Here is an 11,633-nt window from a genome sequence, read left to right on the forward strand (position 1 = left end):
GAAAGGGCGCCGTGCTTGCCCGGCGCGCATGTCACGCGTCATGCCGCCCGCCGTACGCTGACAGCCGATACCACCGCGCCCGTCAGTTGAACCGCCGCGCCGGCGAACATCGCCACACGCAGGCCGGCCGCGCCGTCGTGCGCGGCGGCGAACGCCGTGCCGAGCACCGCGATCCCGAGCGTCGCGCCGGTCATCCGCGCGACGTTGACGAGCGCGCTCGCGGTGCCCGAGCGCGCCGCATCGACCGCGCCGACCGCGACGGTCATGAGCGGGCCCGTTGCGATCCCCATCCCGAGTCCCGTCAACGCCAGTCCGATTTCGGCGCCGAGCAGGCTCGACGAGCTGGCCGATGCGCCGATCGCCGCAAGCCCGCTCGCGATCACCGCGACACCGCCGGCCGTCGTCGCGCGTGTGCCAATGCGCTCCGACAACGGTCCCGAGCACGGCGACACGGCGACGAACACGAGCGCCATCGGCAACAGCGCGAGGCCCGCGCCGGTCGAATCGAGGCGGCCGATGCTTTGCCACGTCAGCGGCAGCAGGAACAGCACGCCGTACATCCCGAACGTCATGCCGGTGGTCGCGGCGATCGCGCCACGAAACGCACTGATCCGGAAAATGTCGAGCGGTACCAGCGCGGATTCGCCGTGGCGCCGCTCGATCGCCACGAACGCGACGAATGACGCAACCGCGACGCAGCCGGCGATCGCACAGGCGACCGGAGCCTCGCGGAACACGATCGCCGCATACGCCATTGCGCCGAGCGCGAGCGCGCCCGTGACTTGCGCGGTGCCGTCGAAATGACGGCCGCGAGGATCGGACGACTCCGGCACGGCCGGAATCGCGAGCAGCATCGCGGCGACGCTCAGCGGCACGACGACGAAAAAAATGCTGCGCCAGCCGAAGTGCCGGATCAGCACGCCGCCGAGCGTCGGGCCGACCGCCATCGCCACGCCGTTGCACGCAGCCCAGATACCGAGCGCGCGGCCGCGTTCGACCGGGTCGCGCCACACGACGCGCACGATCGCGAGCGACGCCGGCAACAGCAATGCCGCGCCGACGCCGGCCAGTGCGCGTGCGGCAATCAGCACCGACACCGACGGCGCGAGCGCGCACAGCAGCGACGCGATCGTGAAGACCGCCGTGCCGGCCATGAAGATGCGGCGGCGGCCGTACAGGTCGGCGAGCAGGCCGCCTGTCAGCAGCAGCACGGCGTACGTGAGGTTGTAGCTGTCGACGACCCATTGCAATGCGCCGACACCGGCATGGAAATAGGCGCCGATCGCGCGCGTCGCGAGATTGACGACGGCCGTGTCGACCTGGGCGACGAGTACGGCGATGCACAGCGCGAGCAGCGTCACGCCGCGACGTTTGAGGGCGTGCTCGGCAACTTCTCCGGTATGGACCATGGCGACGTTCCTCGACAGGCGATCGTGCAACCTTATGCGCCGCCTGCTGCCACCGTGATGTCAGCAGGCGAGGGCATCGGGCTACGCAAGCGTCATGCCCGCACGCGCGCATCCGCCCACGGCGTCGCCTCACGTGCCGGCATCGTTTTGAGCGACGTATCCGGGATCATCTCTTTCGGGCCGGCAATGCGCCGCCGACGACCCGGTTCGCCGGGAACGTCGTGTGCCGGAATCACGTACTTCGGGGCGATGCCGGATCGATTGCGTCGCGCATGGCCATTGGCTTAAGATCGCCGGGAGATCATTCCACGCCTTCCGCGTCAATGAAAAAGAGCATGAGCCTGCGGGTCGCCGTCATCGCTTCGGCCGTTGCCGTGTACAGCGTCTACATGCACATCCAGCAATTGATCAGCGGCTGCATGTGGGTCAGGGGCCATCAGCGCTGCAGTTTCGAAAACAGTACGAATTTCGAGGGCTGGATGGATCTGGACCTGATGATCACCTGTTGCTGGGTCGCCGCGGCGGTGGTCGGGTGGATTTCCGTTGCGCAAGCCACGAAGAAGCCGGGTTAGCGGCGTCATGCACGTGCTGCTCGATTAACCAGGCGCGAAATACCGCCCGAGCGGATCGAATCGGTCAATGCGTGACGACGCGCATTCGCCGATGGGCGGAGACGGCGCGCCCGATGTACTCGAGCCCGAAACGCATGCCCGATTCCGTGGCCCGCGAACGCGATCATGGCGATCTCGGGCGACAGGCGTTACATCGCGCACGGCGCGAGGGGAGGTTCCCGTGCAATTTCCGACAGGCTCGGTGGTCGCGCTCAGCTCGGCTGCGGCGACGATGTTCTCGATGGGCATGCTGTTTCTCGGCTACTGGGGATTGCACGAAGCGCTGCCCTGGCGCTTCGGCGACTACGTCGTGATCGTGCCGGCGCTGGCGGGTTTCGCGTGCCTCGCCAGCGTGCCGTTTCTCGCGACGTCGCCAATGAAAACGCCCGACGACGAGTCGCGCATGTTCGTCGCGCGACGCGTGTTTATGTGCGGTGCCGGCGCGGTGTGGTGTGCGATCGTCGTGTCGCTGATCGTGTGAAGACAGGACAACGGAACGGTTTCCGGAACACGCGCGCGAACGCATCCCGAAACGTCTTACGTGAGGCCGGAACCCACGGTTTTCACGCCGCCATTACCGCGTTGCTTTCCCTCATCGCGTGCACTAGATTCGAAGCGTTCGTCTGTTTCAGCGCGAGGTGGAGCCATGACGCCGTGGGAGATTCAGGGCACCGAAATGATCAGTTGCAATTGCTCATACGGTTGCCCTTGCCAGTTCAATGCGCTGCCGACCAACGGCAACTGCGAAGCGATGGGGGCGATTTCGATCGACAGCGGCCACTACGGCGACGTGGTGCTCGACGGCGTCAGGATCGCGGTGGTGTTCCAGTGGCCGGGCGCCGTGCACGAAGGCCACGGCAAGTGCCAGCCGATCGTCGACGAGCGCGCCAGTCCGGCGCAGCGCGAGGCTGTACTGAAGATCATGACCGGTCAGGATACCGATCCATTCTCGACGATGTTTTCCGTATATGCGTCGACGCTCGAGCACGCGTTCGATCCGATCTTCACGAAGATCGATTTCGACGTCGATGTCGATGCGCGGCGCGGCCGGATTCATGTGGACGGCGTGTTCGACGCCGCGGGCGAACCCATCCGCAATCCGGTGACGGGTGACGAGCACCGCGTGCGGATCGACCTGCCGCACGGTTTCGAATACGAGCTGGCCGAGATCGGTTCGGGCACGGGGCGCTCGCAAGGCAACATCGCGCTGAATCTCGACGGAACCTATGCGCAATTCGCGCGGCTGCATCTGAACAATCACGGGCTGATCCGGCATCGCGCTGCGGCATGACGCCGTTCGACTCCTGGCTCGCCCGCGAGCGAGTCGTCACGCTGCTCGGCATGGCCGCGCTCGTCGGGCTGTGCTGGTTTTATCTGTGGACGGGCGCCGGAACCGGCATGTCGGCGCGCGAGATGACGACCGTCGCGCTGTTTCCGCATCGACTGGCGGACGGCATGGGCAGCATGGATCCGTCTCTGCCGACCGTGATCGCGATGTGGTGGGTGATGATGATCGCGATGATGACGCCCGGCGCGGCGCCGCTCGTGATGCTGTACCGGCGCGTGCTGCGGCAGCACGGCGACGGGGCGGCGGGGTCGGCGTTCACGTCGGTGGCGCTGCTGGCCGGCTATCTGACGACATGGCTCGTGTTCTCGATCGGCGCGGCGTTGCTTCAGGCGCTGCTGCAGCCGGCCGGGCTGATCTCCGCGATGATGCTGTGGTCGAAGAGCGCGCGCCTTTCCGCCGTCGTGCTGGCGTTGGCCGGCCTCTATCAGTTCTCGCCGCTGAAACGCGCGTGCCTGCGGCAATGCCGTGCGCCGGCAGCATTCCTCGTCGCGCACTGGCGCCCGGGCGCCGCCGGCAGTTTCCTGCTGGGCGCGCGGCACGGGATGGTTTGCGTGGGCTGCTGCTGGTTGCTGATGGCGCTCTTGTTCGTCGGCGGCGTGATGAACGTCGTATGGATCGTCGCGCTGTCGCTGTTCGTGTTCGTGGAAAAGGTGCTGCCCGGTGGCGATCGTATCGGCCGTGTGCTCGGTGTCGTGCTGATCGCGTGGGCCGGTGTGACGTTGATCGTGTGATACGTGGCGCCGGCTGGCGGCAGTCACGCGCCGGGCCCGACGGGAGACGCTCGATGACGACGTGTTTTGGCGCGGTAGCCATATCGTGCGCGATGGCGATCGCCGCCATGCCGGCGCTCGCGGGCGGCGACATGTCGCACATGAGCGCCGGCGACACGACCCTGTCCGCGTCGAACGCGAAGCTGACCGATGCCGAAGTCAAGGCAATCGATGCGGGACGCAGGCTCGTGACGCTGAAGCACGGCGCACTCGACAACATCGGGATGCCGCCGATGACGATGGCATTCAAGGCTGGCGACGCGGTGATGATCCCGTCACTGCACGTGGGTGACAAGGTCCGGGTTCGGGTGGAAAACGTCAACGGCACACTGACGATCGTGAAGCTGATGAAGCGGCCGTGACGACGAGTCGGCATGTACGCGGAGCCGCCGCCGGTTTTTCCCGGTTCGTGCTACGTAACGGAGAGCGGGTGTTACGTCAGTGTTATCGGAATGCCCGCACGCTTCGAGCCGCGACGCGTGATCCGCATCCGATGCGCCGTACCGCGCAGGGCGGCCTGGACGGCGATCGAAAGGTCATTGTGAAACTGTGAAGGAGACCGATGGAAATGGCACGGTAGATGCTTGCTGGAGTGATCGCGCTGAATAGCGAACGGGGGCTTCCATGCACAATCACTTCATCAAGGCGAACGTTGCGCTCGCCGCCATTGCCGCTGCGTGCGCGCTTGCGGCGTGCGGCGGCGGGGACGTTACGGCGCCGACGCAGGCAGGTAATACCATCGGGACGAGTACGAGCGGGACTAGTGGCACGAGCGGAACGAGCGGCACGAGCGGCACGAGCGGCACGAGCGGAACGAGCGGAACGAGCGGAACGAGCGGAACGAGCGGAACGAGCGGAACCAGCGGAACCAGCGGAACCAGCGGCACGAGCGGAACCAGCGGCACGAGCGGAACCAGTGGCACAAGCGGAACCAGCGGCACAAGCGGAACCAGCGGAACCAGCGGAACCAGCGGCACAAGCGGAACGAGCGGAACGAGCGGAACGAGCGGAACGAGCGGCACAAGCGGCACAAGCGGCACAAGCGGCACAAGCGGCACAAGCGGAACCAGCGGCATAGGCGGTACGAGCGGAACCAGCGGCACCCCCGGCACGAACGGCATCATCAGTTCCGTCGGCGCGGTCGTGCGGGCCGCGGGTTCGACGCTCGGCGACGTGACGCTGCCCGGCGTCGGCAAGGCCGTGACGACCGGGCCGGCCGACACGGTCACCGGCGTCGCCACGATCATTCGCGATGCGACGAACGCCGTGAGCAACGGTGTCGGCCAGATCGGCTTCACGCCGAACCCGGTCGGCACGACGGTAAGGGGTCTCGGCACCCTGGTCGGCTCGACCAGCAACCCGGTCAACGGCCTCAGCGAAACGGTGAAGGCGCTCGGCTCCGGCCCGCTGTCGCCGCTCGCGCCGATCACGACACCCGTCGGCGGCCTGCTCGACACGGTGGCCGGCGGCCTGAAGTCGGGCGGCACCACGCTCAGTCTGGCGCTGTCGTCGAGTCAGGTCCAGCAGGCGACGCAGGCGATCAGCACCGCGATCACGCCGCTCGTGACGACGACGGGCCAGCTCACGCAGCAGGTCGGCACCGCGACCGGCCTCGGGCAGCCGGTCGCGGGCCTGCTCGGCCAGGTCGGCGGAGCGATCACGTCGGCCGGATGGAAGGTGACGTCCACGTCGCCGCAGCCGGTCGTCGGCGCGCTCGGCGGCCTCGTTCGGGCAGTCGGCAACACGGTGACCAACGCGGGCGGCCTCGTGAACCCGAGTGGTCCGAACGGCGCGGGGCCGGTCGCCGGTCTGGTGACGAGCGTGGTCGGCGGCATACCGGCGATCGTGCACTACGGCCCGGCCACCGGTACGACCGGCGGCGGCTCGCCGCTGGGCGGTCTTGGCAATCCGCTCGCGCCGGTGACGTCGCTGGTGGGTGGCCTGCTGGGCGGCGCGGTCGGCAAATAACGCTGCCTGACCGGGGCGGCGGCCATCGTCGCCCCGGTGTCGGCCGCGACCGTCCGACGCCCCCTGAAACTGCGAGCCGCTACCTGCGCGTATCACCCGGCTTCGACGGCGGCCGCGCCATCCCGCGCGCCGGCAGCGGCGTCGACATCACGATCGACGTGCGCGTTTCGCCGTACAGGTTGATGCGTTCGATCAACTGTTCGAGATGGATCATGCTGACGGCGACGAACCGCATCACATACGAATCGGCGCCCGTCACGTGATGGCATTCGACGACTTCGGGAATCGTCTCCAGCAGCTTGAGGAACTTCGCTTTCGCCGGTTGCGGCACCGTGATGCCGATCAGCGCGCTCACCGGGTAGCCGGCCGCGGACGGATTGATCCGGGCGGTGTAGCCCTCGACGACCCCGGCTGCTTCGAGGCGCTTCACGCGCTCCGTCACCGCAGGCACCGACAGATGAACCTGGCGCGCGAGCTCCGTATAGCTGATGCGCCCGTTGTCCTGCAACAGCGCCAGTATCTTCCAGTCCAGATCGTCCATCGCGACGGGCGTTTTTAAGGTAGAGCCGTCATTTTTCCTTAAAAACCGTATTCAGCGGGGGCCGGACTTTCCCTACGATGCCTGTTCGATCCATCGGATGTTGCAAGGAGCAGGCGATGCTGTTCATCCAATCCGTCGCGATGGGGCTGTCGATCGCGGTGCCGGTCGGCCCGATCGGCATGTTGTGCATTCAGCGCAGCCTGAGCCGCGGCTTCCGCGCGGGATTCGCGACGGGCATCGGTGCCGCGTGCGCCGATGCGATTTACGGCCTGCTCGGGGCGCTGGGCGTCGCAGGCATCGTCACCGCGTTCCCGATGCTGACCGTCGGCCTGAAAATCGGCGGCGGCGCGTTTCTCGTCTGGCTTGCATGGACCTTCGCGCGCCAGGCGCCGGCCGCACCGGCGGCACAGCGCGAGGTGCCGCGTACGACCATCCTGCGCGATTTCCTGACGACGTTCGCCCTCACGCTGTCGAACCCGATGACGATCGTGTCGTTCGTCGGGATCTTCGCGGCGCTCGGCCCGCTGCCCGGTGCGCGGGAAGGCGCGATGCGGGTGACCGTCGCGTGGATGGTGGCCGGCGTGTTCATCGGCTCGGCCACGTGGTGGCTGTGCCTGAGCGGCGCGACCGCCGCACTGCGCACAAAGCTGTCGTTCGCGTTCATGCACGGGTTGTCGCGCGTGTCGGCGGCCGTCGTCGCGGTATTCGGCGCGAGCCAGTTGATCGCGGCCGTGCGCGGGCTGACCTAGGCGCGCGGCCGCACGGGTCGACCGGATCGCGTCGACCGCCGGCCCGGAGTTGCGCGAGCAGTTCGAGCATCACCGCTATTCGAAAGGACTGGCCGATTCGCATGCTGACGACGAGATCGGCCGGCAACGCTTCGATCGCATGCTGAACCGACGGCAGATCGTCGACGAGCCGTGCCGGTGCATCGGCATCCCGCGCGTCGGGCCCAACGGCGCTTTCGTCCCGCCGGGGGCCGAAGCGTCGGCCTCCGGCGCAACGGTCAACGGCATGACGGCCGGGAGTGGCCGGCCGATGCGTCGCCCCGTCAGAACGTATAGCTGACCTTGCCGAACGCGGTGCGCCCGAGCGTGTTGTAGCCGTACGCGGTCATGTACTGCCGGTCGAACAGGTTCGACAGCGACGCCGACACCGTCAAATGCGAATTGACGCGGTACGACGCGCGCAGGCTCACCGTCAGGTACGACGCCAGATACTGCCGGTTGGCCGGATCGTCGAACGTCGAGCCGCCGTACAGCAGCGACGCGCCCGTGCTCAGCGCGTGCAGTTTCAGTTCGTCCCACGTGTGGTCGACGTTCAGGCTGACCGTCTGGCGCGGCCGGCGGCTGAGCCAGGTCTGGTTGGTCTCGTCCTGAGGATTCAGGATGCCGACCGCGACGCTCACCGGCGTCGAGCGGCCGATCGTGCCCTTGTACGACAGGTCGATGCCGCGAATATGCGAACGGCCGATGTTCATCGGCGAGAACGTCGCCGGGTTGTACGCGATCAGGTTGTTGACGCGCGTGTCGTAGATCGCCGCGGTGAACGTGCCGTACGCCGTGTTCGCGTCGAGCGCGGCCTCGACCGACGTGCTGCGTTCCGGGCTGAGGTTCGGATTGCCGTAGCCGGGGTAGTACAGGTCGTTGAACGTCGGCAGGCGGAACGCATTGCCGTACGACATGCGCGCGGTGTAGACCGGCGTGATCGCCCACGACAGCGCGGCATTGCCGGTATTCACCGCCTGCCCCGAGATGACCTCGTGACGGCCCGCGACGAACATCGTCACGCTGCCGAGCGTCGCCGACTGGTGCAGCGAGAACGCGGAATCGTTGCGCGTCGGTACGCCGCCGGGAATGTCGACCGGCAGGAACGCCTGTTCGCGCGTGAAGTCGTACGCAAGCTTCGATTCGCCCGACAGCGGCAGGCCGAACAGGTAAAACCCGTGCGCCTGGTGGGTCAGCGACGTCGACGTGCTGATGCGCTGCGAATTGATCTGGTCGGTCGCGAGGGCCGGGTTATCGGCGTAGATGAATTGGCGGTCGTTCGCGTAGCCAAACGACTGGTCGAACTGCGTGTCGGGCGTGATGTCGAGATGGAACGCGACGCCGGTCGTCAGTTGGTGATCGAGTTCGCGATTCGCGTAGCCGCTGTTGTCGAACGACAGATCGGAGCGGTGGTACAGCGCGAACGTCGAGATCGACCAGTTGTCGCGCGCATAGCCGAGCCGCGCGTCGAGATCCTGCGCGTGATACGGATTGCGGCCGTCTTCGTGGCCATAGAAGAACGGCCGCGTCGCATCGATGCCGGCCGTGTTGTAGTCGTGCAGCCCGAGCGAATAGGTGAGCCCGCCGAGCGCGGCCAGCGGCCCCGTCGACGGCACCGTGCCCGACGTGCGTAATTGCGTGTCGAACGTCTTGTTCGAGCCGCCGCCGAACGACACGGTGGTCCGGTTCGGCTGGCTGGCGGCGCGACGCGTGAAGAGCTGCACGACGCCGCCCATCGCGTTGTTGCCGAACGACGCGGCGGCCGGGCCGGAGATCACTTCGACACGCTCGAACGCTTCGGTCGGCAGGTCGGCCCACGGTGCGATGCCGGTGGTCGGCGAGCCGATCCGGATGCCGTCGATGAACACGGCGACCTGGCTCGCCGACGAGCCGCGGATGCTGACCGACGCGGACGAGCCGGGCCCGCCGTTCTGCGACACGGTCACGCCCGGCAGCGTCGCGAGCGCCTGCGTGATGCTCGGGTCGGTCGGCGACAGCCGGTCGAGATCCTCGCGCGTGAGCACCTGCGTCGACGCATAGCGGCGGTCGAACGATTCGGGCAGGTGCCGCGTATCGGTCACGCTGATCGTCGGCAGGTCCGCGCTTGCCGCGGGCCCGGCGGGCTGCGCGGGCGTCGTGTCGCCGGCCGCATGGGCGAGCGGGGAAAGCAGCGCGGTGGCGGCGGACGTGGCAAGCAGGTGACGAATGTTCATGAGGCAGCGGGACAAAACGGGTGGCGCGTACGACGAGCGTGAGCGGAGGGCGGACAAATGGCGCATGCCGACGGCGTGTCGGTGCGGCGCTTCCGGCCGGGAAGCGGATTCGGGAACGATGGACATCTGACGGATCCTGAGGTCGGGTCGTCCATGCAACGGGCGGCCGCCAACGGCGGCGCTTGCACATCGGGACACCCCGCCCGGTGCGGCTGCTGGACCTCGGGTCGATGGCAGGTCTCCTGGCTCGCGGGTCGTCGTCCGTGCGGGCCTTCCCGGTTTCCCAGTGGCATGCGGTGGCACGGATTCGCCGCTCACAGTTGCGGGGGCAGCCGCAGATTCGAGGCGTGGCCTCTGCTGCGTTCCCTTTTGATCCCATCCCTGGGAACCATCAGCGCGCAAGGGTAAGGGCGTGCGCTCGGGCGCGTCAATCGTCCGGCGCGCGCGGATGCGAAAAAACGTCACTGCGCGGCGCCAGCTTTCCGGAGCCTTTCGTACGTCAGGGCCGGGACGTGTTTCAGGTCTGAAGAAACGGCCGCGTTCGAACGCATGCCGTCGCGCCGGAATCGGCTGCCGTCGTTCCGACTGCAGCCGGCCGGCGGTGTCGTTACATATGCGTGCCGGCGTGCGAGCGGCCGCTCGGGTCGCCGCCGCGGTCGGGCGGCGTATTGTTCTGATCGATCTTCGCGAGCACGAAGCCGGCGGACGGCAACGCGCCGGGCGCACGGTGCATCGCTTGCGCGACGGCGGGGCGAGTCGAGGCGGCGGGAAAGGCGGTCGGCGTCACGCCCGGTTGAGCGAACGCCGACAGGGAAACGGCCGTCAGGGCGGCGGCGACGATCGCGTGCGTATTCATGGCAGCTCCTTCACGACTGAATGCGGGACGACGTAATCAGTCTAGGGCGCGAAACTTAACGCGACGTGAAGGGTGGGCGGCGCGCAGGGGCTTCGTGCGCGCCGCGATGATCAGACCGGTGCCGACACCAGCGAGCAGAAGTTCTCGAGATCGACGTTGCCGCCGCTGATCACCACGCCGACGCGCTTGCCCTGCAGCGCATCCTTCATCCGCCGCACGGCGGCGAACGACAGGCAGCCGGTCGGCTCGACGACGATCTTCATCCGCGTGGCGAAGAAACGCATGCAGTCGACGAGTTCCGCATCCGTCGCGGTCAGGATGTCGTCGACGTCGCGGCGCAGGATCGGGAACGTGAGGTTGCCGAGGTGCTGCGTCTGCGCGCCGTCGGCGATCGTGCGCGGCGTGTCGATGTGCACGATCGTGCCGGAGCGGAACGATTGCTGCGCGTCGTTGCCGGCCTCGGGCTCGACGCCGTACAGCTTCGCATGCGGCGACAGCGCGCGCGTGGCAAGCGCGGTGCCCGACAGCAGCCCGCCGCCGCCGAGCGGCGTGAACACCGCGTCGAGCGGGCCGACTTCGTCGAACAGTTCCTTGGCCGCCGTGCCCTGGCCGGCGATCACGTCCGGGTGATCGTACGGCGGCACCAGCGTGAGCCCGTGCTTCTCCGCGAGCGCGCGCCCGATCTGCTCGCGATCCTCGGTGTAGCGGTCGTAGGTCACGACGTTGCCGCCGTAGCCGCGCGTCGCGGCCATCTTCGCGGCCGGCGCGTCCTGCGGCATCACGATCGTCGCGGGAATGCCGAGGATGCGCGCCGACAGCGCGATCGCCTGCGCATGGTTGCCCGACGAGAACGCGACGACGCCGTGGCGGCGCTGTTCCGCGTCGAAGCGCGACAGCGCGTTGAATGCGCCGCGGAACTTGAAGGCGCCCATGCGCTGCAGGTTCTCGCACTTGAAGAACACCTGCGCGCCGAGCGCGTCGTCGACCGTTCGCGACGTCAGCACCGGCGTGCGGTGCGCATGGCCTTCGAGCCGGGCCGCGGCCGCGGCGACGTCGTCGTACGTGGGGAGAGTCGGAGAGTTCATGGTGGCTCGAGGGTCGAAATGATCAGTCAACGGGAAACTCGCAACGGGAAAGCGGCGCGCGCGGC

13 protein-coding genes and 1 riboswitch are annotated in these 11,633 nt (G+C 67.8%); of the genes, 8 read left to right on the forward strand and 5 right to left on the reverse strand.

The window, feature by feature from the left end:
- Positions 1-38: 38 nt before the first annotated feature.
- Positions 39-1,409, reverse strand: coding sequence for an MFS transporter (locus tag HWX62_RS11185; RefSeq protein ID WP_175928539.1), 1,371 nt, complete (start codon positions 1,407-1,409; stop codon positions 39-41).
- 323 nt (positions 1,410-1,732) lie between these two features.
- On the opposite strand from HWX62_RS11185, the gene HWX62_RS11190 reads away from it, so the two are divergent.
- The 6 genes from HWX62_RS11190 to HWX62_RS11215 all read left to right on the forward strand — a co-directional run bounded on the left by HWX62_RS11190 (position 1,733) and on the right by HWX62_RS11215 (position 6,106).
- Positions 1,733-1,981, forward strand: a complete 249-nt coding sequence (locus HWX62_RS11190; RefSeq protein WP_175928538.1) for a hypothetical protein — start codon at positions 1,733-1,735, stop codon at positions 1,979-1,981.
- Positions 1,982-2,201: 220 nt separating this feature from the next.
- Positions 2,202-2,501: a hypothetical protein gene (locus HWX62_RS11195; protein ID WP_175928537.1), complete on the forward strand. Its 300-nt coding sequence runs from the start codon at positions 2,202-2,204 to the stop codon at positions 2,499-2,501.
- Between the two features lie 165 nt (positions 2,502-2,666).
- Positions 2,667-3,311 (forward strand): DUF1326 domain-containing protein, encoded by a 645-nt coding sequence (locus tag HWX62_RS11200; RefSeq protein ID WP_175928536.1) that lies wholly within the window; start codon positions 2,667-2,669, stop codon positions 3,309-3,311.
- On the forward strand, positions 3,308-4,099 hold the full coding sequence (locus HWX62_RS11205; protein WP_175928535.1) for a DUF2182 domain-containing protein: 792 nt from the start codon (positions 3,308-3,310) through the stop codon (positions 4,097-4,099). The genes HWX62_RS11200 and HWX62_RS11205 overlap by 4 nt, the downstream gene beginning before the upstream one ends.
- Before the next feature lie 53 nt (positions 4,100-4,152).
- Positions 4,153-4,500 (forward strand): copper-binding protein, encoded by a 348-nt coding sequence (locus tag HWX62_RS11210; RefSeq protein WP_175928534.1) that lies wholly within the window; start codon positions 4,153-4,155, stop codon positions 4,498-4,500.
- Positions 4,501-4,762: 262 nt separating this feature from the next.
- On the forward strand, positions 4,763-6,106 hold the full coding sequence (locus HWX62_RS11215; protein WP_175928533.1) for a collagen-like triple helix repeat-containing protein: 1,344 nt from the start codon (positions 4,763-4,765) through the stop codon (positions 6,104-6,106).
- Positions 6,107-6,185: 79 nt separating this feature from the next.
- Here HWX62_RS11215 and HWX62_RS11220 read toward each other — a convergent pair whose 3' ends face one another.
- Complete coding sequence (locus tag HWX62_RS11220) at positions 6,186-6,647, reverse strand: Lrp/AsnC family transcriptional regulator (RefSeq protein ID WP_175928532.1); 462 nt, start codon at positions 6,645-6,647, stop codon at positions 6,186-6,188.
- Between the two features lie 116 nt (positions 6,648-6,763).
- On the opposite strand from HWX62_RS11220, the gene HWX62_RS11225 reads away from it, so the two are divergent.
- Positions 6,764-7,396: a LysE family transporter gene (locus HWX62_RS11225; protein ID WP_175928531.1), complete on the forward strand. Its 633-nt coding sequence runs from the start codon at positions 6,764-6,766 to the stop codon at positions 7,394-7,396.
- Between the two features lie 49 nt (positions 7,397-7,445).
- Positions 7,446-7,715, forward strand: coding sequence for a hypothetical protein (locus HWX62_RS11230; protein WP_175928530.1), 270 nt, complete (start codon positions 7,446-7,448; stop codon positions 7,713-7,715).
- On the opposite strand, the gene HWX62_RS11235 is transcribed toward HWX62_RS11230, so the two are convergent.
- From HWX62_RS11235 to HWX62_RS11245, 3 genes are all read right to left on the reverse strand, one after another.
- Positions 7,699-9,627 (reverse strand): TonB-dependent receptor, encoded by a 1,929-nt coding sequence (locus HWX62_RS11235; RefSeq protein WP_175928529.1) that lies wholly within the window; start codon positions 9,625-9,627, stop codon positions 7,699-7,701. The two genes, HWX62_RS11230 and HWX62_RS11235, sit on opposite strands and share 17 nt — an antisense overlap.
- A 214-nt stretch (positions 9,628-9,841) precedes the next feature.
- Positions 9,842-10,035: riboswitch (cobalamin riboswitch) on the reverse strand.
- A gap of 199 nt (positions 10,036-10,234) precedes the next feature.
- Positions 10,235-10,483 carry a hypothetical protein gene (locus HWX62_RS11240; RefSeq protein WP_175928528.1) on the reverse strand — a complete coding sequence of 83 codons (249 nt, stop codon included), beginning with the start codon at positions 10,481-10,483 and terminating at the stop codon, positions 10,235-10,237.
- A 110-nt stretch (positions 10,484-10,593) separates the two neighbouring features.
- Entirely contained in the window at positions 10,594-11,568 is a 975-nt protein-coding gene (locus HWX62_RS11245) for a threo-3-hydroxy-L-aspartate ammonia-lyase (protein WP_175928527.1), read from the reverse strand.
- Positions 11,569-11,633 lie beyond the last annotated feature (65 nt).

The sequence above is a fragment of the Burkholderia sp. BCC0506 genome (genome assembly GCF_902833145.1).
Taxonomy (GTDB): Bacteria; Pseudomonadota; Gammaproteobacteria; order Burkholderiales; family Burkholderiaceae; genus Burkholderia.